At 41.3% G+C, this 20,964-nt stretch carries 20 protein-coding genes, 2 tRNA genes and 1 other RNA gene; 17 read left to right on the top strand and 6 right to left on the bottom strand.

Annotation, left to right across the window (positions count from 1 at the left end):
- The first annotated feature begins 390 nt into the window (after positions 1-390).
- The 7 genes from ACT3CD_RS07035 to ACT3CD_RS07065 all read left to right on the top strand — a co-directional run bounded on the left by ACT3CD_RS07035 (position 391) and on the right by ACT3CD_RS07065 (position 7,435).
- The gene (locus ACT3CD_RS07035; RefSeq protein ID WP_444644257.1) at positions 391-1,020 is read left to right on the top strand and encodes a 4Fe-4S dicluster domain-containing protein; all 630 of its coding nucleotides are present in this window, start codon (positions 391-393) and stop codon (positions 1,018-1,020) included.
- 41 nt (positions 1,021-1,061) lie between these two features.
- On the top strand, positions 1,062-2,114 hold the full coding sequence (locus ACT3CD_RS07040; RefSeq protein WP_444644259.1) for a heterodisulfide reductase-related iron-sulfur binding cluster: 1,053 nt from the start codon (positions 1,062-1,064) through the stop codon (positions 2,112-2,114).
- 33 nt (positions 2,115-2,147) lie between these two features.
- Positions 2,148-3,185 carry an FAD-dependent oxidoreductase gene (locus ACT3CD_RS07045; protein ID WP_444644261.1) on the top strand — a complete coding sequence of 346 codons (1,038 nt, stop codon included), beginning with the start codon at positions 2,148-2,150 and terminating at the stop codon, positions 3,183-3,185.
- Positions 3,182-3,526 carry a 4Fe-4S dicluster domain-containing protein gene (locus tag ACT3CD_RS07050; protein WP_444644263.1) on the top strand — a complete coding sequence of 115 codons (345 nt, stop codon included), beginning with the start codon at positions 3,182-3,184 and terminating at the stop codon, positions 3,524-3,526. The genes ACT3CD_RS07045 and ACT3CD_RS07050 overlap by 4 nt, the downstream gene beginning before the upstream one ends.
- A 101-nt stretch (positions 3,527-3,627) precedes the next feature.
- Positions 3,628-5,472 (top strand): (Fe-S)-binding protein, encoded by a 1,845-nt coding sequence (locus ACT3CD_RS07055; RefSeq protein WP_444644265.1) that lies wholly within the window; start codon positions 3,628-3,630, stop codon positions 5,470-5,472.
- 229 nt (positions 5,473-5,701) lie between these two features.
- Positions 5,702-6,592 carry a 4-hydroxy-tetrahydrodipicolinate synthase gene (gene dapA / locus ACT3CD_RS07060; protein WP_444644267.1) on the top strand — a complete coding sequence of 297 codons (891 nt, stop codon included), beginning with the start codon at positions 5,702-5,704 and terminating at the stop codon, positions 6,590-6,592.
- Positions 6,593-6,688: 96 nt separating this feature from the next.
- The gene (locus tag ACT3CD_RS07065) at positions 6,689-7,435 is read left to right on the top strand and encodes an NADPH-dependent oxidoreductase (protein ID WP_444644268.1); all 747 of its coding nucleotides are present in this window, start codon (positions 6,689-6,691) and stop codon (positions 7,433-7,435) included.
- On the opposite strand, the gene ACT3CD_RS07070 is transcribed toward ACT3CD_RS07065, so the two are convergent.
- Entirely contained in the window at positions 7,432-8,514 is a 1,083-nt protein-coding gene (locus tag ACT3CD_RS07070; protein ID WP_444644270.1) for a hypothetical protein, read from the bottom strand. The two genes, ACT3CD_RS07065 and ACT3CD_RS07070, sit on opposite strands and share 4 nt — an antisense overlap.
- A 227-nt stretch (positions 8,515-8,741) precedes the next feature.
- On the opposite strand from ACT3CD_RS07070, the gene ACT3CD_RS07075 reads away from it, so the two are divergent.
- The 3 genes from ACT3CD_RS07075 to ACT3CD_RS07085 all read left to right on the top strand — a co-directional run bounded on the left by ACT3CD_RS07075 (position 8,742) and on the right by ACT3CD_RS07085 (position 10,785).
- Complete coding sequence (locus tag ACT3CD_RS07075; protein ID WP_444644272.1) at positions 8,742-9,275, top strand: IS1096 element passenger TnpR family protein; 534 nt, start codon at positions 8,742-8,744, stop codon at positions 9,273-9,275.
- Positions 9,276-9,284: 9 nt separating this feature from the next.
- The gene (gene miaA / locus ACT3CD_RS07080) at positions 9,285-10,199 is read left to right on the top strand and encodes a tRNA (adenosine(37)-N6)-dimethylallyltransferase MiaA (RefSeq protein ID WP_444644274.1); all 915 of its coding nucleotides are present in this window, start codon (positions 9,285-9,287) and stop codon (positions 10,197-10,199) included.
- Between the two features lie 109 nt (positions 10,200-10,308).
- The gene (locus tag ACT3CD_RS07085) at positions 10,309-10,785 is read left to right on the top strand and encodes an NUDIX domain-containing protein (protein ID WP_444644276.1); all 477 of its coding nucleotides are present in this window, start codon (positions 10,309-10,311) and stop codon (positions 10,783-10,785) included.
- Here the strand turns inward: ACT3CD_RS07085 and ACT3CD_RS07090 are convergent.
- The 3 genes from ACT3CD_RS07090 to ACT3CD_RS07100 are packed head-to-tail and all read right to left on the bottom strand — an operon-like array spanning position 10,766 to position 13,022.
- Positions 10,766-11,503, bottom strand: coding sequence for a class I SAM-dependent methyltransferase (locus ACT3CD_RS07090; RefSeq protein ID WP_444644280.1), 738 nt, complete (start codon positions 11,501-11,503; stop codon positions 10,766-10,768). The genes ACT3CD_RS07085 and ACT3CD_RS07090 overlap by 20 nt on opposite strands.
- A 3-nt stretch (positions 11,504-11,506) precedes the next feature.
- Positions 11,507-12,475 carry a glycosyltransferase family 2 protein gene (locus ACT3CD_RS07095; RefSeq protein WP_444644282.1) on the bottom strand — a complete coding sequence of 323 codons (969 nt, stop codon included), beginning with the start codon at positions 12,473-12,475 and terminating at the stop codon, positions 11,507-11,509.
- Between the two features lies 1 nt (position 12,476).
- Positions 12,477-13,022, bottom strand: coding sequence for a DUF4199 domain-containing protein (locus ACT3CD_RS07100; RefSeq protein WP_444644284.1), 546 nt, complete (start codon positions 13,020-13,022; stop codon positions 12,477-12,479).
- 304 nt (positions 13,023-13,326) lie between these two features.
- Between ACT3CD_RS07100 and ACT3CD_RS07105 the strand changes: the two genes are divergently transcribed.
- From ACT3CD_RS07105 to ACT3CD_RS07125, 5 genes are all read left to right on the top strand, one after another.
- A tRNA-Thr gene (locus ACT3CD_RS07105) sits at positions 13,327-13,400 on the top strand.
- Positions 13,401-13,419: 19 nt separating this feature from the next.
- Positions 13,420-13,502, top strand: a tRNA-Tyr gene (locus ACT3CD_RS07110).
- A 289-nt stretch (positions 13,503-13,791) separates the two neighbouring features.
- Complete coding sequence (locus tag ACT3CD_RS07115; protein WP_444644286.1) at positions 13,792-14,148, top strand: hypothetical protein; 357 nt, start codon at positions 13,792-13,794, stop codon at positions 14,146-14,148.
- Between the two features lie 55 nt (positions 14,149-14,203).
- Positions 14,204-14,603, top strand: a transfer-messenger RNA (tmRNA) gene (ssrA, locus tag ACT3CD_RS07120).
- 189 nt (positions 14,604-14,792) lie between these two features.
- Complete coding sequence (locus tag ACT3CD_RS07125; protein WP_444644288.1) at positions 14,793-15,173, top strand: response regulator; 381 nt, start codon at positions 14,793-14,795, stop codon at positions 15,171-15,173.
- A gap of 9 nt (positions 15,174-15,182) precedes the next feature.
- Here the strand turns inward: ACT3CD_RS07125 and rpe are convergent, their stop codons facing one another.
- Both rpe and ACT3CD_RS07135 read right to left on the bottom strand, forming a co-directional pair.
- Positions 15,183-15,833, bottom strand: a complete 651-nt coding sequence (rpe, locus tag ACT3CD_RS07130; protein WP_444644290.1) for a ribulose-phosphate 3-epimerase — start codon at positions 15,831-15,833, stop codon at positions 15,183-15,185.
- 238 nt (positions 15,834-16,071) lie between these two features.
- A complete protein-coding gene (locus ACT3CD_RS07135; protein WP_444644292.1) occupies positions 16,072-16,941 on the bottom strand; it encodes a sigma-70 family RNA polymerase sigma factor in 870 nt (289 codons plus the stop codon).
- 541 nt (positions 16,942-17,482) lie between these two features.
- On the opposite strand from ACT3CD_RS07135, the gene rho reads away from it, so the two are divergent.
- The gene (gene rho, locus ACT3CD_RS07140; protein ID WP_444644294.1) at positions 17,483-19,330 is read left to right on the top strand and encodes a transcription termination factor Rho; all 1,848 of its coding nucleotides are present in this window, start codon (positions 17,483-17,485) and stop codon (positions 19,328-19,330) included.
- Positions 19,331-19,729: 399 nt separating this feature from the next.
- Complete coding sequence (locus ACT3CD_RS07145; protein WP_444644295.1) at positions 19,730-20,908, top strand: AAA family ATPase; 1,179 nt, start codon at positions 19,730-19,732, stop codon at positions 20,906-20,908.
- The last annotated feature ends 56 nt before the right edge of the window (positions 20,909-20,964 follow it).

Below are 20,964 nucleotides of genomic sequence, written 5' to 3' on the forward strand. Positions count from 1 at the left end.
CATTATAATACACAAATTCATACTCATAAAGTAAAACCAATGAAAAATTTAAACATTTTAAAACCGTTAGACTAATAAGCTTTTCTCCAAAAACAAATCTCTGCCCAGCGGATTAATCAAGTACTAAAATACTTATTTACAACCACATAGGCTACGTATTTATACCACCGACTTTTACGTATTTTCACGCTTTATAATCCTATTTATCCAACCTAATTTTGGAATGACTAAAAAGTGCCTGTAAAAAAAGCCTTGAATTTGAGCTGAAAAATTCAAATTCAAGGCTTGCGAAATCCGCAGAATGTGAGTTTACTATGGTAAATAACCATTTTGAGGACAAGCATAATGCCTAAGTTGTTTTTTTGCAAGCACTAAATAAAAACCAGAATAATGTCATCCTTATTCAATGAATTACAATCAGATATCCGGTTTCAGGAAGGTTTAACCGCCTGCATGAACTGCGGTATTTGTACCGCTATCTGTCCGGCCGCTGCCTACTACGACTACGATCCGCGTCAAATCTGTCAGGATGTTCAAAGTAAAGACGAGAAGACCCTCATCAACCTCCTGAAAAGCGATACTATCTGGATGTGTGGTCAATGCCTGTCGTGCAAGGCACGTTGTCCACGGAATAATACGCCGGGTTATATCATTCAGGCGTTACGCAAACTGAGCCAACAAACCGGTTTTTTTGTTCATTCGCGCATGGGACGTCAGCAATTACGCATCAAGCGGGGCGTCGGCGAAAGCATTCTTAGTCACGGCTACTGTGTCCACCCACAACTAATTACACCTGAAGAACACCCCGAACAGGGCCCCGTTTGGCAGTGGGTTCTCGATTGCGGCAAAGAGCTATACGCCCAATGCGGTTCTAATTACTACGAGCCGGGCGAAGGTGGGGTTCGAAAAATTGACGACGATACATTAAACGAACTTCATGAAATATTTAAAGTAACAGGCGGTCTCGCCTTCTTTGACCGTATAGAAGAGGCGATGGAAGGAGTTGAAGAAGATTCCTGAAAAACAATTCTCAACAAAAAAATCAATCAACCAGCCATATCATGAATCCTACATCCTGGAAAAATTACCAAAAACTAGTCCCCAACGATCATTTCTTTTATGTACGCAGTTGTATTCGTCAAACCTTTTTCCCGGGTGCCGAAGCAGCATTATTACGCATTATGAAGGAATATTTGCACAAAGATGTATTTGAAGACCCCCGACACACCACATGTACAGGCATAGGCTATCACTCGGACATCATCCCACTTGAAACCATAATGACAGTGGTGGCCCGCCAATTGGCACTGATGACAGAAGCCGGCTACAAAAATCTGTTGGTATCCTGCGTCACGTCATTTGGCATTTATCTTGAAATATTTGATATGTGGCGTCATTTCCCCGAAAAACTGGAAGAGACACGAAAATCACTGCGTAAGGCTACTGGTCGCGAATTTGAGATCCCCGAAACAGTCGTTCATACTTCCGACCTGGTTTATCATTTAAGAAATGAGATAGCTGCATTATCAACCATACGTTTGGTGAACGCCAAAACCGGAGAACCCCTGAAAGCGGTTGAACATGTAGGGTGTCATTATGCTAAAATTTTTCCCAGCGGCGGGTTTGGAGGCGCTGAATTTCCCTATGTTTTGTCCGGACTGATTGAATCATGGGGCGCCACAGTGATCGACTACCCCGAACGCAGACACTGCTGTGGCTTCGGCTTCAGACATTACCTTCTTCGCGAAAACCGTGGCTATTCTGTCTCCAATTCTAAAATAAAATTTGAATCGATGGCGCCATACGAACCAGACTTCATCCTGACCAATTGCCCGGGCTGTAACATGTTTATGGATCGTTGGCAATATACGCTGTCTGAAATGGAAGGTAAAACCTATGACAAAAACGGGTTTGGCATACCGGTGCTTAGCCATGAAGAATTAGCCGCCATTATATTAGGAATGAATCCCTGGGAGTTAGGACTGCAAATGCACCAGGTGCAATCCGAATCATTACTCGATAAAATAGGCTATAAGTATTCAAAAAAAGAAAAATTTTATTTAGGCGGAAAGCCGGTATCCCCTGCGCAACAACCATCCGTATTACTGGTTTAAAACCGGAAAATATCCTAATCAGAACATCGAAACATGACAAAAAAAAGAGTTTCAGTAATAGGTGCCGGACCAGCCGGAATGCGAGCCGCATCAGCGTTAGCCGCCATGAATATAGAAGTGCTGCTGTTCGAAAAAGATGAAACCCCCGGAGGCCATCTTGCGCAATGGCATGTTCTGTTTCCATCATTACAACCCGCTTCGGACGTTCTTATTCCACTGAAAAAAAACATCAGGCATAACAACATCACTGTGCTCACTAATCAAACCATTGCTGGCATAAAACAAAACAAAAACAGATGGACAACAACATCAATTACCGGGAAAGACTACCTGTCGGACGCGGTGCTGATTGCCACCGGTTTCAATCTTTTTAACGCAGAACGTAAAGAAGAATATGGTTATAAAATGTATCCACAGGTGGTGACCTCGGCCGATTTGGAGGCACTATTCAACGGGCAACAAAAGTGGCCTTTTAGCAGCGACATCAAACAGCCCCGCATCGGGTTGGTACACTGCGTTGGTTCACGCGATGCCAAATGTGGCAACCGCTATTGCAGCAAAGTATGTTGTGTCACCGCCGTCAAACAAGCCATCGAATTAAAAAAGAAATTTCCCCAGGCGCAAATCTATTGTTTTTATATGGATATGCGCATGTACGGGCCCGGTTTCGAAGAACTGTATCAGGACGCGCAAACAAACTACAACATTCAATTTATTCGCGGCCGATTGTCAGAAGCCTCTCCTTCGGGTGACAACAAAGTACAGGTAAAAGCCGAAGACACACTGATGGGTCGACCGGTAAAACTCACACTCGACATGCTGGTACTTATGATTGGGATGGAACCAGCATCTATCATAAAAAAACAACAAGAGCAATACGTTTTTGAGAAACCTACATTTGGCGATGGTTTCATCACTCCTGAAAGTTCTCCATTGCACCTTTCAACCCTGAACAACGAAGGACTATATATTGCCGGAGCCTGCAAAGGGCCGGCTTCTCTGCCTGATGTCATACTGGATGCCGAAGCGGCTTCAATGAAAATAATAAACTACTTAAACCAAGAGTCATGAACCTTGTGAAATTTGGTTTCGAAGCCACAGATGCCCGTAACATCAACCTGGATCATGTTATTACACCCCAGTTGCAGGCAATATTTGACAAAGAGCCAACGCTACATCGGTGCATTTCGTGCGGACGATGCGCCGCCGTATGCACTGCCGGGCATTTCACCAAAATGCAATTTTACAAACTCAACCTGTGGGCACATCGCGGCCAGATAAAACAAATAGCTGAGATGGCTAAAAACTGTATGCTCTGTGGCAAATGTCAGCTATCATGCCCGCGTGGCGTTAACATCAGACACGGCGTATTATTGTTAAGCGAACTAAAACCTGAAGAAACAACCAAATAACTGCTTCATCAAAAAAATTATGAGCCTCACAATGGTGCCAACACCATAACAGTTAAAAAAATGCAAAAAAACAGTGTATTCAAACTCATAAATAAAGTATCATGTCAGAATATTTCCAGCCGTTTGTAGTGCCTTTTGCAGCAGGATTTTACCTAATGGGGGTCATTCTAATAATTAGATATTATTTATGGCTAAAAGGGCTGTCGTCCCACAACCGAATACTGGTGATAAAAAACCTCTTTACCACCAAAACATTATCGGCCTGTGGCGAAATATTCCGCGAATCGCTCATTCATCTTAGAATATACCGCACCAACCCAATGTTAGGTTTCATGCACATGAGCCTCGCGTTTGGATGGTTTCTGCTAATTGTGGGCGGAAAGCTGGAAACATGGTATTACACCAGCGACTTTCTGAATCCAATATGGTATGGATTATTCTTTCGTTTTTTTGAACCGGTAACATCCGATTTCTTCATGAATTCCGTCATGGTCACATTCATGGACTTTTCGTTATTAATTGTACTCACAGGCGTAACACTCGCATGGCTAAAACGAATGAGAAAAAAAATGATGGGCATGAGCAACACCACAAAACATAATTTACCCAATAGGATTGCACTCACATTTTTATGGCTCATATTTCCATTACGTTTACTGGCCGAATCGGGAACTGCTGCCGTTCATGGCGGAGGCGGATTCTTAACTGCTACCACTGGGCATGTGATAGCCTTCACCGGTCTGCAACAATACGCCGAACTGCCCCTTTGGTGGGCTTATTCGTTCTCACTTGGATTATTCTTCGTGGTGCTTCCTTTTTCAAGATATATGCACATACCCACCGAAATGGTGCTCATTTTTCTGCGTCACTGGAATATTAAAGATGAAAAAGGATTTCATCCCAATAGCGGCATTCAGGCCTTTGACGTGCATTCGTGCTCGAGTTGCGGCATTTGCCTGGATGTCTGTCCTGGCATCAACACCATTGAAAATCGCTTTCAAAGTGTCTATTTCGTACGGGAGGTGCGTGCCGGGAAACAATATGAAACAGCCGCCGACCTCTGTTTAAATTGCGGGGCCTGCACTGAAGCCTGTCCTGTTGGCGTAAATCTCGAAAATCTGCGCCTCAGCACACGCGATCATCTTCATGCAAAAGCAAACTTCAATCACAGTTATTTACCGGCTGCCATGCAGTTATGGCGCGACACCACCGAGGTCGTTCTTTTTACCGGGTGCATGGGACGGCTAAATCCAAAAACCACGCAAGCTTTCAAAACGCTACTTTATAACGCCAACATTTCGTTTGTTCATATCGACAAAGATGAAAGCATTTGTTGCGGTCGGCCCATGATGCTGGCCGGCGCGACCGACAAAGCACGACTGATGATGGAACGAAACCGTGATCTGATTCATGGATGTAACGGAAAAACACTGGTAACAACCTGTCCCATCTGTTACAGAATATTTAAAACTGAATACCAACTGGATATACCTGTAATGCACCACTCCGAATACTTATGGCAAATGATAAAAGACGGATTGCTCAAAAACCATAAAAGCAATTTCAAAGTGTCCTACCACGATCCGTGTGATTTAGGTCGCGGCAGTAACTGTTACGAGCCACCACGCTATGTGCTGCAAACCATATCAACCTTATTAAGCACCTCCCGCGAACGGGAAAAAGCCTTGTGCTGTGGTAACAATCTGGGTTCACTTTCGCTGCCCGAAGAAACCCGGCAGGCAATCACAAAAAAGACACTGGCGGTATTAACCGAAAAAACGCCCGACTACATCGTTACGAGCTGTCCCATGTGCAAACAAACCTTAAATCGACAAAGCAACGTACCCGTGGTCGATCTGGCCGAAATGGTTTGCCTGTCACAAACAGCATCGTCTGCAACAGCCAAAACAGTAAAGAAAACGATGGTAAAAATACCCCAAATGTGACACGCGAAATAAGCTGACAAGTTCAAACAGGTGTAGAATTATAACATATACCACCACGCCACTTTCTGTTTTTTCAGATGGTTGTCTGACATATTTTGCACATTCTCATCTTTTCAATATCTTTACATTTCTGAAAACAAAAATATCTGCATCAGGTATATAACTGATAATCCTCAAGTTTTCAGCGACAAATCATCCGGAGCAGATCAACACCGAAAAGTCAAATAATATGAAGATTGAAAACTTACGTGGCTCTATAGTAGCCATAGTTACCCCCTTTAAAGATAACGGTGAAATAGACTTGCAAACTTTTGACGCGCTACTGGAATGGCATATAGCACAAGGCTCCAACGGGTTGGTAGTATGTGGCACCACCGGGGAAACCCCCACTTTGTCGGAAGACGAAGATGCCATGATGATGGAAAGAGCTGTCAAAATAGTAAAAGGGCGCATACCTTTAATTGCCGGGACAGGCAGTAACTCAACCCAGGATTGTATAAAATATTCCAAGCGGGCTAAAAAAGCAGGCGTTGACGGATTGTTAGTTGTAGCACCATACTATAATAAACCAACCCGAAAAGGCTTACACCTTCATTTTACCAGTGTTGCACAAGCTGTTGACATTCCAATCATTCTTTACAATGTTCCTTCACGCACGGGTAGCAATATTGCGCCTGATTTAGCCATCCAACTGGCCAAAGAAAACAAAAACATCATTGCGATTAAAGAAGCAGGCGGGAAAATTGAGGTATTTGCTGAATTGCTGGCCAATCGCCCGCAAGGATTCAAAGTTTATAGCGGCGATGACTTTCTGTCGACCATGGCAAACTGGCTGGGAGCCGATGGGTGCGTGTCTGTAATTGCCAACGTCATTCCTCATGAATTCAGCCAATTAATGCATGCTTCCATCAATGGGGATGTTGCTACTGCCAGAGAGATTTTCTACAAATATCAAAACATCATAAATCTAATGTTTGTAGAGTCAAATCCAATACCTGTAAAAACAGCATTAGCTGCCATGGGCAAAATAACTGAAACTTTCCGTGCGCCTTTATGCGCCATGGAAGAAGACACCAAGGCAATGTTGCTAACTGAAATGCAACGACTAAAACTCATTTAACGACTCTGTTTTGAAAAAACATTAACACCCCGACGAAATTTTCTCTTGTCGGGGTGTTAATGTTACATATAAATAGTACCAGCAAAAAAACTCAATATGAACGCCATTCAAACCATTAATGCTCACCGAAGCATCCGAAAATACACCGACCAACCCGTCAGCAATCAATTGCTGAATAAGATACTGGAAGCAGGCACGCGCGCTTCCACAACAGGCAATATGCAGGTTTACAGCATTATCGTCTCCACAAAAGACGATATCAAAAAAGCCTTGTCGCCGGCGCATTTCAACCAACCCTCCATCACACAAGCCCCTGTTGTACTTACCTTCTGTGCCGATTACAACCGATTTAACAAATGGTGCCGACAACGTAAAGCAGAGCCCGGCTACAACAATTTCCTGTCGTTTATCACCGGCGCCATTGACGCCTTGCTGGCGGCGCAAAATGTATGCATTGCTGCCGAATCGGAAGGACTGGGTCTTTGCTACTTTGGCACAACCACCTATAATGCTGACCAAATTATTGACGTTCTACACCTTCCCAAAGGTGTTGTACCCGTTGCCACGGTAACGATTGGCTATCCGGCAGAAAATCCGGCCCTAACCGACCGGCTGCCGTTAGAAGCTGTGGTGCATCACGAAACATACCACGACTATTCATCGGAAGCCATCGATAAAATTTATTCTGAAAAAGAAAACAATCCCGTTTACCAAAATTTTGTCGAAGAAAACCACAAAGAAACACTGGCACAAGTTTTTACCGATATCCGCTACAAAAAAGCCGACAACGAGCATTTCTCTGAGGTACTACTGAAAGTATTAAAAGCGCAAGGGTTTCTTTAAAATGCCTCTTTTAAAGAAATCGTCATGCCATATAAGCCCCCCGATGCCACAGCCACATCCATCCGGATATTAAGTGGCTCGTGGGGTAACATGCGGAAACGCAATCCGCCACCGGCCGACAATACCGGCGTTCCCACATCCGACAAAAAACGGCTCCCGGCACCACCTGCTTCAGCAAACATAACGGCACTCAATCGCCACCACAAAGGCATACGCAACTCACCACGTAGCAACCAAACACTTTTATCCACCACTCGTTTGGGATTATCAATACCACGCAATCTGTATTTACCTCCCAATTCGGGCAACATGTAATAGGGAATGGAATTACCGGGCGTCCATTCCATTAACCCCTGTAAAGCCAACACATTTCTATTTAACGACACATAATATCGCAGGTCGGTTAAAAAATCAGAGAAATCATCGCCCGCAAAATACAACCACGATGATTTAAAATAAATGCCGCAGTGCGGAAACAATGGATGGTCGCGGCTATCAAATAAAAGCACAGGTCCAAAACCGACCAATCGCCCCTCCTGCAAAAAAACAGGCCACTCATCGGGCCCATACTGCCAGGCGGAAAAACGCCACGAACCTGCCATTGCAGAAATCCCCATCAACCAATGATGCCCTATCTTACGAAACAATTCCGTTTCCCCTTTTATGTTTCGTGAATCGTATGTCACACCATCAAAAACCGCTGGTGCGGAATAAATTCCCCAATACTTTTCGGGCATTTTTAAATATTCAGTCTTAACAAACCAACGCCATTTATCAAGATATAATTCAACTTCGCTGCGCAACTCAACCATTCCATTAGTCGAAATCTGAGGTGAAAAACTAATTGTATTAAGCGTCTTGCTTTTTAAAGGATACCATCCAAATACAGGCATCACTCCCACCTCAAGACCCGATCGACGTGAATACCCCCCTGCAGGATATATTACAAATACATGACGTTTATTCTCATAAGTCACCGACTCCAGGACCTTTTCGCCCAGGCCTGCCATGCGCTCCAACCAGCCGGCATCTGTTGAGTCGTCAGGCATCACTTCACGAGCCATTAAAACATGTCCCATAAAAAAGAACATCAAAAAAATACACAAGCCTTTTACCATAAAAATATATTAATTCCAAGCCAATAAACATCGGTTTCAGACAATCGTTTCCTACTATGAGATCCTAAAATAACTAAAATTCATGCAACAAACAGACATCTCATTGCGTTAAGCATGCAATTGGGAAAAACAAAAGGCGCTGTTACCATTAAAAAAACTATTTTTGCACCCCAACAAACAAAAACGACATGATCTATCACTTCAGAGCCATTAGCGACGAATCGGAAAATTTTATCCTCGATATTGCCATCGATAGTAACAACTCATTTCTGGAATTACATGACTTCATTCAGGAAATGCTCGATTATGATCCTTCTCAAATGGCTTCATTTTTTATCACTGATCATGATTGGAATAAAGAACAGGAAGTTACGCTCATTGATATGGATAATGAAGAACAGAGCGCTCCTTCCATGGAAAACACCAAATTATCAGACTTAATATCCATCGAAAAACAACGTATGTTGTACGCTTTCGATCTATTTGCCGAAAGAATGCTTTTTATGGAGCTCATACAAATAGACAACGGAAATCTGGAAAAAACCATTTGTTTAAAAAGACAAGGAACCCCGCCCGAGCAAATCAACGAAAAAAGTTTTAATTTCGAACTAACAAACGAAAACCTGCTATTGGGGGATAGTGAAATAAATGATTTTTTAAGTAACGACGAAGATCCGGACAACTATAGCGACGAAGAATTTGATGAAAACGACTTTTATTAATCATTGTACATGACTAAACGAACCATGGTGGTTATCACCGGGCCCACAGGAGTTGGAAAAACCAACCTCAGCATTGACGTGGCCCGACACTTCAAAACCAACATTATTTCGGCCGACTCACGACAAATATATAAGGAAATCCCCATAGGCACAGCGGCTCCAACAGCCAAAGAACTGGAAAAAGTACCGCATTATATGGTAGGTATAAAATCGGTCACCGATTACTACAATGCCTACGAATTTGAACAAGACGCCATTAAAATTGCTTCACAGCTTTTTAAAAATCACGAGGTCGCTATTATGACAGGCGGTTCCATGATGTATATAGATGCATTTTGCAATGGCATAGATGAGTTACCTACCATTGACCCTGAACTTAGGGATTCGCTGATGGCACAACTAAAGAACGATGGATTGGAATCAATTCGTCAGCAACTAAAATATCGGGATCCCATATTCTATGGGCAAGTAGATCTAAAAAATCCCAAACGAATAATCCATGCTCTTGAAATTTGTCTCATGACGGGGCGTCCATACTCGGAACTACGCACCCAACCACAAGTTAAAAGACCGTTTAACATCATAAAAATAGGTCTCACCATGGATCGCGACAAACTTTACGAACGCATTAATCAACGCGTCTTAAAGATGATTGAAGAGGGTCTGGAAGCCGAAGCGAAGTTGCTATTACCTTATCGCGATCACAATGCCCTCAACACCGTTGGTTTTAAAGAGTTGTTCGCCCATTTTGATGGCGATCACGATCTTGCCAGAGCCATTGAACTGATTCAACGAAACTCACGTCGGTACGCAAAAAAACAACTATCATGGTTCCGACGAGATCCCTACATTACGTGGTTTCAACCCGACCAGACAGACGATATCATAAAATTTATTGAAACCAAATTATTAACAAAAGACTAAAGAAGTTATTACATTTGTATTAGAAAGGTCGGTAGCACAATTATTATTAATCCTCTCGGTTTACAAACATTACCCGCTCCGGCCTTTCTTTCTAAAGCCGATTTTCTTCATGACACAAAATACACATCCCCAAAAGAGCCATTGTTTCAATGTCCGGATATATGGCATCTGCGTTATTAACAACCACCTACTACTGTCCGACGAAACATTTAAAGATCGAAAAATCACAAAATTTCCTGGCGGAGGACTGGAATACGGCGAAGGTACTCTGGATTGTCTGCGAAGAGAATTTATGGAAGAATTTAATCTGAACATCGAAATAGAAGAACACTTCTACACGACGGATTTTTTCCAAAAAGCCCTTTACTTCGAAGACACACAACTCATCAGCATTTATTATAAAATAAGGCTGCCCAAAACCATAAAAATACCTGTTAGTCTGGAAATGCTTTCCACCGACCAGATAACAGCTCAACGCCTACGATTAGTCCCTCTCAACGCCGTCGACCCTGAAACTCTAACATTTCCCATCGACCGAAAAATCGCAAAAAAATTGAAGCAAAGCTTCAGATCAGATCAGGAATAACCTCTGCAACTAAAGCAACAGAACTTGCCAATAATGGTGTTTGCATAAACGAACCAAATAGGTGTCTCTCGCCATAGCCAGTATCCGCCAATATCTGCATCAGTAAATCTTTACGCAAAGGTTGCAATGGAGCCACGTTTTTTATAACCTCATTACTTTCCTTCACCGTCAATTTGGTTTTGAAGTTAATTAATTCATCCTGCTCGCGTAACTCATATGCCCGCTCAAAACAAATATGCTCGTTGTCGATAGAGGGAAGCCCCATTATGCCTTCGTCCAACACATAATCATAATTGATTATCTGAAATAATAGCCGGCCACCAGGCTTCAAGACCGTTTTACACTGCTGAAAAAAAGAACGCACATCACCAGGCCGCAGTAAATGCACCAAAGTATTTCCGAAACAAACCACGGCATCCAGAGAGGCAGGCTTAAACAATCCGGATAGTTGCAACATGTCAGCACGGATAAAATCAGGATTATCGCTCGCATTGGACTTTTGGCGTGCCAGCCTAAGCATTTCATCATCCAGATCGAGACCTGTTACAGTAGCGCCTTTATGGGCCAATTGTATCGAGAGATTACCAGTTCCACAACCCACATCCACCACTTTGCAATTGGACAAATGCCCCATCCGTTTTTCAATAAACTCAATCTGTGCAGGCGCAGCCGGGAAAATATAATCGTACCATGAAGCTATACTATCGTAAAAAGCCATCTATTATTTCTTTTTAATCGTATCACTAATTTGGTAATTATTTCGGTCGGGCCTGATGCGGGATACCAATTCGGCCAGAAAACCCGTCATAAATAATTGCGTGCCCAAAATCATACTCACCAAACCAATGTAAAAATAAGGACTATTGGTAACCAACGGCGATTGAATGTCATGACTTACAAACCATAATTTTCGGGCACCCAACCAAAAAGCAGAAATAAAACCTACCACAAACATTAAAGTTCCCATAGTTCCAAACAGATGCATAGGCCGATTCCCAAATTTCGAGATAAACATAACCGACAACAAATCGAGAAAGCCTTTAACAAACCGCTCTATACCAAACTTTGTAACCCCAAACTGACGTTCACGATGCTGAACCACCTTCTCTCCAATTTTAAAAAAACCGGCTCGTTTGGCCAAAATAGGTATGTAACGATGCATTTCGCCATACACCTCAATATTTTTAACCACCTCATTACGGTAAGCTTTCAGACCACAGTTGAAATCGTGCAATTTTATGCCTGAGACCAAACGGGCAGTGCGGTTAAACAGCTTGCTAGGAATCGTCTTACCTAAAGGATCATAGCGTTTCTTCTTCCAACCACTCACCATGTCGTAGCCATCTTGACGAATCATTCGCATTAGCTCAGGAATTTCATCGGGACTATCCTGCAAATCAGCATCCATTGAAATCACAACCTCACCAACAGCTGCCTGAAAACCACAATGCAAAGCCGCAGACTTGCCATAATTCCGACGAAACCGAACACCTTTTATTTGGGGAAATTGAATCGCCAAACGCTCCACGGTTTGCCAGGAACCATCATTACTCCCGTCATCAACCAAAATAAGTTCATACGAGATACTATTTTGATTCACCACCCGATTAATCCACTCAACTAACGAGGGTAAAGATTCTACCTCATTAAAAAGAGGAACCACGACTGATAAATCAACGTCAAAGTCCATTTTATTGCACATGCTTCATCGCTTCCTGAAAGGGATCATTCCCTTTACGTTTTACAAATAGTCCAACAATAAGACTAACAAATAACCCACTTAACAAACCATCAAATATGTTGGAAAAAAACATCGTCCACGGTTTCACCCCTTCTTGCAGGGCTTCGCTCATCTTTTCAACGGTACCTTCATCAAACCCTATTGCCAGATAGGCCTCTTCTGTTTCAGCAATAATTTTACCGGCCAGACCGGGATCAAAAATCTTTAACATCAAAAAATAATAGGCACCGATAAAAACGCCGGACAACATCGACATACGTATGCCAATGGCCAAAGTGCGCCCATAAGTAATAAAACCATCACCAAACTTATCGCGGTACGATTTTAACCCTATAAATAAGATTATGAAAAAAATGACCCATTTAAATGCGCCAAATGAAGACCCAACCAAATTATCTGTTAAATACAAAATCAATAATAAGAACACCTGAGCAATACCCATTATTGCACCATAGGTTAATACAAACTGATTCCTTTGTGTGGCAGTATTTTCCATTTCAAATAAAATTTCTTTTCTGTTCCAAAAATATCAAAGTATTATAAGAAAACAGCATTTTGATTAAAGAACTATTAAATTGTAATTTTATTTTAAACCTAACCATTTGGATCTATGAGAGATATTAAAACCGACAAAAAAAAGTTTCAAAAAATAAGCACCCATCCCTTGTTACATAAAGAGATTTTTCTACTTTTGTCGCCGGGTAAGTCCTATACGACCAGCTCCTGCTGAATTCCCCCAGGGCCTGACGGCAGCAAGGGTAGGCGGTTGTAGCGGTGCGATATAGATAGCTTACCCACCTGCCAATGTAGCTCAGTTGGCCAGAGCAGCTGATTTGTAATCAGCGGGTCGGGGGTTCGAATCCCTCCATTGGCTCTTTTACTTATTGATTACCGGGGGGATACCAAAGCGGCCAACTGGGGCAGACTGTAAATCTGTTGTCTTACGACTTCGGAGGTTCGAATCCTCCTCCCCCCACGATAATTACTTAAACCATTCGTAAACGGATGGTTTTTTTTATTTAATACTTGAAAGAAAAAACCGTTGATGGCATTACCAGCCAACTTCAACCCCATTATTAAAAACTTCATTATTTATTTTCATCTTCATTTCTGTGGCTTATTACAGCCTATCCCCGAACAAATTTATTATTCTCAGGTTTATGTATAAGTCAAACATGAAGCGAGCCATAAAAATCATTTCACACAAAGGAAGATGATTATCCCGGCGAGTTCCATATGGCAACTGAAAAACAAAATATAATCATATGAAAACCTACATTATCAGTTCCATCAACGGGCTATTACTGGTACTTCTCAGCTTATGGGGGTATTATGCATCCATTCACCCATCCCCAACAGCGTTTATTCCTGTTGCTTTAGGACTTGCAATATTATTGTTTAACAATGGGGTAAGAAGACAAAAAAAAGCAGCATTAATTTGGACAATCGCATTAACATTCCTGGCTTTTGGCGGGCTTTTTAAACCTTTAACCGGTGCTATTAGCCGCCACGATATAGGAGGTCAGATCAGGGTCATGGTAATGTTGACGACGTCGGCGGTAGCCCTTATATACCTTATAAAAGACCGTATGAGAAATAAAAATTACAAAAAGAAAGAATGACCTTTAAAAAGGTCATTCTTTTTTGTAATTTAGCAACCTCAATGCAACCATAAAAGGGGCTGACCTGGATTTGACAGCAAGCCTAAGTGGTATGTAAGCATGCCGAGCATTGAGACTACAGCTCGTAAATCTTGGGTCTTAACTATTTTAACTGGCGAAACAAATTACGCTCTCGCTGCATAATCGAAGTATAGTAGATTAGCATTATCCTTGCTCCAGGAGCTTGGACGAGACATCTTCCGGGTGCCAATTCCTGAGGCGGCCCGAATCGGAGGTGTAGATATTTCGGGAATAGCTTGCGAGCGGCCTCTGCTCAATAGCGAAATTTTAGAGGCTAAGGAGACGTCAGGGTGCCTGTTCCCAAACGGTTCACGAAAAATAATAACCGGATAAGCATGTAGAAAGCATATGGCTTACTTGTTTGGACGAGGGTTCGATTCCCTCCAGCTCCACTTTTTATAGTTAACTTCTTCTTTTTTTATACAAAAAAGACCTATTGTACCTCCCCTAAAACAAAAAAGTATCTTTGTCGAGTACCTTAAAAGGGCAGGTCTATTACAAGACAAGGGTCGTTATGGAAATAATTAACTAGAAAACCCTAATTCATATAAAGATTCATTTCATACCCGAAAACGCATTCATAAATGACAGGATCTACAGATCCCGAGCAGGGAAAAATTTTGGTGGCAGAAGATGATGCAAATAGCTTTCTCTATCTTGAAGCAGTTCTGGAAGCTGCCGGTTATCAGCTCACACATTGTACCAACGGAAAAGACGCAGTTGAAGAAATAAAACAAAATCCTGATTACTCGCTGATCCTGATGGACATTAAAATGCCGGAATTAAACGGCCTGGATGCTACCAAAGAAATCAGGACATTCAATGCCAACATACCCATCATAGCCCAAACAGCCTATGCCCTTTCCGGTGATTACGAGATGGCCATTGATGCCGGTTTTAACGACTACATAACCAAACCCATCAAAAGGAATTTATTACTGGATATAATAAAGAAGTATTTATAGAATTAAAAATCAGGCTTTCTTAAGCGCTTTAATAGCTTCTGTGGGATTAGAGTCATTGAATACATAACTACCAGCCACCAATACATCAGCTCCCGCATCGTACAATTGACGGGCATTAGCCGACGTCACGCCACCATCAATTTCAATGAGGGCTTTGCTATTACGCTTCAATATTAAATCCTTTAAACGAGACACTTTATCGTAACTATTTTCGATAAATTTTTGACCACCAAAACCTGGGTTCACTGACATAATCAGGACTAAATCCAGATCAGGTAAAATATCTTCAAGAAGATTCACCGACGTATGTGGATTTAAAGTCACGCCGGCTTTCATCCCCTTTTGATGTATTGATTCAACCGTGCGATGCAAATGAGGAGATGCCTCATAATGCACGTTTAATAAATATGCCCCGGCCTCTTTAAATGCATCAATATAACGTTCGGGCTGAACAATCATCAAATGAACATCCAATGGCTTCACCGAAATAGCATGCACAGCCGCAATCACAGGCATACCAAAGGAAATATTAGGAACAAAAACGCCGTCCATAACATCCATATGAAGCCAATCGGCCTCACTTTTATTAATCATTTCCACGTCTTGCTTCAGATTAGTAAAATCCGCGGCAAGCAATGATGGAGCAACAAGTCTTGACATAATGGTCTACAATAAAAAAAAGCAAGCAAAAAGTTTAAATCCTCAGTTTGCCTGCCGTAAAAATAATAATTTCGCCCGAATTACATTTATTTTTTAATGGAAGGATGTCGTCAGTATATACAATTATCGGACTTCAGGCCGTACCGTAAACTTAAAAACACAAGTATAATTCAGCCTCTTATTGCGATCCCCCCCTGTTATATAAACACAAAACGTAACGAATCAAGCCAATAAACAATTAATCACCAAGGTAAGTCTTCAATATTCGACTTCTGTAGGTATGCTTCAAACGTTTAATGGCTTTCTCCTTTATTTGACGGACCCGTTCACGAGTCAGATTAAACAGCTTTCCGATTTCTTCGAGTGAATAAGGCGGCTCACCATTTAATCCGTAATAAAGCTTCACTATATCGGCTTCGCGAGGCGAAAGTGTTGATAAAGAACGCTCAATTTCCCGCTGTAGAGATTCATCAATCAATCCCGCATCAGGACTTGTATCTTCTTCATTTGATAAAAGCACATCGTACAACGTGTTATCTTCTTCAGCTTTTAATGGCGCATCCATCGAAACATGCCTACTATTAACCTTTAGGGCTTCTTTCACGTCTTTAGGTGCCAAATCTAAAACCTCTGCAATTTCGTCAGCAGTCGGTTCACGCTGGAATTTTTGCTCCAGACGCGCAAAAGCACTATTGACTTTGTTAATACTACCAATTTTATTTAAAGGCAACCGCACAATCCGGGCCTGCTCGGCCAAAGCCTGAAGAATAGACTGACGAATCCACCAAACGGCATACGAAATAAACTTAAATCCACGCGTCTCATCAAATCGCTGCGCTGCTTTAATAAGGCCCAAATTTCCTTCGTTAATTAAATCCGGCAAACTCAACCCTTGATTTTGATATTGTTTAGATACCGACACCACAAATCGCAGGTTGGCTTTAATAAGCCGATCGAGAGCCGCTTCATCACCTTTTTTTATTTTCCGGGCAAGGGCCACCTCTTCATCAGCTGTAATTAATGAAACCTTCCCTATTTCGTGCAAATACTTATCCAACGAAGGAGATTCTCTGTTGGTAACCTGTTTGGATATTTTAAGTTGTCTCATATTAATTATTAAGGTTAATTAGGTAATTAGGCTATGTAATATTAACAAAAATAAGGTTACAGAGTTTAATTAGTGCGCATTAAAATGACCAAACACTTCATTTTTTAGACCAAAATGCCAAAACAATACACTAAATTGAGCTTGCTTAAACCTCAATACACTAAACTTATAAAAGTGCGCATCAAAAAAAATGTCTATTTTTTTGGTAGTATAAAGTTTATACTTAAGTTTGTAGCGGAATCTGTTCAGATTTCTTCAATTCGATACTGTTCATTATAAAATTATCAGTTTCTTTTCATCGTCATATTTCATTTTATATACGTATTAAACGTGTTGATGAAGGACTTTCCGGGAAGCTTAATTTTATAGCAAATAAATCGGCTTGGCCCGATACTTGATTGTGCAGATAAGAACAAAATTTTTCATTGCTTTCATCCCAACCTAAAATTAAAATTACGTTATTTTCATTTCATCCACGTTAAAGCAATCCGCTTTAAACAATCAAAAAAAAAATCAATTCATAAAAGTATTTTGAAACATTATGTACGACATTCTTGAACTAAACAAGAAGCTGTTAAGTGACCTTCGTGTCATAGCTAAAGAACTGGATATAAAGAGAGTCGAGTCCTTCAAAAAGCAGGACCTGATTTATCAGATTCTTGACACACAAGCAATAAAAGCTTCAGAGCGCAAACCGCGCGAAAATCGTCCCGATCGGGACGAAGAAAAACGTCCCCGCAGAGGAAGACCACCAAAAAAATTAAAAGAACAAGCAACAGCACAAGCTACGGCCACAAAAGAGTCGTCAGCCCCAAAAGAGGTAACTGTAAAAAAAGAAACTATCGTCAAAAAAGAAGAACCTTCAAATCCTGAAACACCAGCTGTTACTCCAAAGGTAGAAAAAGAGCCAGTCAAAAAAGAAACTTCGCGAAGAGCGGACAAACAAGCTACGCCTGAAGTAGCAAACACAAAAACACCCGAGGAGGTCAAAGAAAAAACACCGGCTCAATCAAAAAAAAACGAGCAGCCTCAACCTCAAAAGAACGAACAACCTCAACCTCAAAAGAATATCCATCAGCAACGTCAGACGCCAAACAATCGGGCACAGGACGACAACAACAACAACAACCGCAAGTGGAATCGTAACGATCAACGGTCCGATAGACCCGACAATCAGCGTCAGGATAATAATAACCCGCATCAACCCAAACGTCAACACGATCGCAACGACAAACAACAAAACCGCAAAGAAGATAAAGCATTTGAATTTGAGGGCATCATTTCTGCCTCCGGCGTTCTTGAAATTATGCAGGATGGCTATGGTTTCCTGAGATCATCTGATTACAACTACCTGAATTCACCTGACGATATTTATGTTTCACAATCGCAAATTAAACTATTTGGTTTAAAAACTGGCGATATGGTACTCGGAACTATCCGACCGCCTAAAGAAGGTGAAAAATATTTTCCGCTTATCAAAGTAGAAGCCATCAATGGACGCACCCCCGATTATGTTCGCGACCGCGTGCCGTTTGACCACCTTACACCAATATTCCCCGACGAAAAATTCAATTTAGCAGCCGGACCAAGAATGAACTTATCGACCCGTATTGTCGACCTGTTCTCCCCCATTGGGAAAGGGCAACGAGGGTTAATCGTTGCGCAACCCAAAACTGGTAAAACTGTATTGCTAAAAGACATCGCCAATGCCATTGCGTCAAATCATCCCGAAGTTTATATGATGATTTTGCTCATTGATGAACGGCCGGAAGAAGTAACCGATATGGCCAGAAGCGTCAACGCCGAAGTCATCTCATCAACCTTTGACGAACCGGCTGAACGTCACGTAAAAGTAGCAAATATAGTCCTCGAGAAAGCCAAAAGAATGGTTGAATGTGGACACGATGTTGTCATTTTGCTCGATTCTATTACCCGTTTGGCTCGCGCCTACAACACGGTATCACCGGCTTCAGGCAAGGTCCTCTCAGGTGGTGTAGATGCCAATGCATTGCATAAACCAAAACGATTCTTTGGTGCAGCACGTAACATCGAAGGTGGTGGGTCCCTCACCATTTTAGCTACCGCATTAACCGACACCGGGTCCAAAATGGACGATGTAATTTTTGAGGAATTCAAAGGAACAGGTAATATGGAATTACAACTTGACCGTAAGCTGGCCAACAAACGTGTATTCCCTGCTGTTGACATCAATGCATCAAGCACACGCCGCGAAGATCTTTTACTTGAAAAAGAAATTATGAATCGGATTTGGATTTTACGTAATTATCTGGCCGATATGAACTCTATCGAAGCGATGGAATTTATCCGTAAACAAATGGTTAAAACCAACTCCAACGAAGAGTTTTTGGTTTCAATGAACGACGGGTAATAATAACTGAAAATTACACTTTTTTATAAGCCACGAAGACGCAACCTCAGGTTTCGCCTTTCGTGGCTTTACTTTTTGTTAGGTCTGCCTATAAAATTCAAATTCGACGTTGCACATGCTCTCAAAACGATCATTTACAATGGTAAACTAACAATTCCATAACTTCACAAGCCTTGGATTTGTACATTTCGTATTAAACGCATGTATTTTTTCGTTGAAGCTAATAATATCACACACTCTATCAACTTACCATCAAAACCACGTCATCTCTATCAAACGAATCAAAACCTTATTTTTAAAAGATTTAAATAACACAATCAGCCTAAAATTGTAATGTCTAAATTACAATTTCCCTGTTCCAAATCTTAAATTTGCCTAACTAAAAAACAGTATTTAATTATGGTGCAGGCTTTTTTTAAGACACACAAATACCTGCTTGAACATCTGGAAGTGCCGGTTCGTAGAGGATTGATGGAAAAAATTAATTGGGAAAACCGATTAATTGGCATCATTGGAGCCCGCGGTGTTGGGAAAACTAATTTTTTACTCGACTATGTATCGTCAACTTTTGGGTTAGATAAATCCTGTTTGTATGTAAACCTCAACAGTCTGTACTTCTCAGATCGTACCATAATCGATTTTGCAGATGAATTTCAAAAAACCGGGGGGAAAACTCTTGTGCTCGATCAGGTATTTAAATACCCCGACTGGGCATCTGAACTCATATATTGCTATGACAATTTCCCTGAGCTCCAAATAATATTCAGCGGCTCTCCCCTCATGCGAAACCAAAAAGAAGATCCAGAGTTGGAATCAAAAGCCGCACTATATACCCTCGAAGGATTTTCTTTCAGAGATTATATAAACTACAAAACAGGCGAAAACTTTCAGGCATATACCCTCGCCGACCTGCAAAAAAACCATGTAGAAATAGCCACTAAAATTGTTGAAAAAATTAAACCACTGGCCTACTACACCGACTATTTGCACCACGGTTATTACCCCTATTTTTTGGAAGAAAGAAATTATTTGGAAAATCTTCTAAAAAATATAAACCTGGTACTAGAAATAGATATTAGTTATTTGCAGCAAATAGAATTGAAATACCTGCCAAAACTTCGTAAATTACTCTATATAATAGCCAGTTCAGCACCTTTCCAACCCAACATCAGCAAATTAAGCAACGAAGTTGAAACCAGCCGCGCTACCATCATCAACTATCTTAAATATCTAAATCAGGCTAGCTTAATACACTTATTATATGAAGGCGATTGTGACTCATTGAAAAAACCGGCAGAAATATATCTTCAAAACCCCAACCTTTTATTTTCAGTGGCCAGTGGCGATGTGGATCAACATATTTTAAACAAAACATTTTTTTGCAGCCAAATCAACAATCAACATAACATAGGCTATTGCAAAGAAGCTGATTTTATACTGGACCAAACCTGGATGTTTAACATAGGTAAAGGAGAACCCAACACCAAAAACCCCAAAAAGATTTACACAGCCTGTGAGATGGCTGAAATAGGTAAAGGACAGGAAATTCCATTATGGTTATTCGGTTTTTTATACTAGCAGCTATCTCGCCCAAAAATAAATACAACTAATTCATTTTATTAACAACAAAGAAT

Source organism: Geofilum sp. OHC36d9, from assembly GCF_052400685.1.
GTDB lineage: Bacteria > Bacteroidota > Bacteroidia > Bacteroidales > Marinilabiliaceae > CAZHHH01.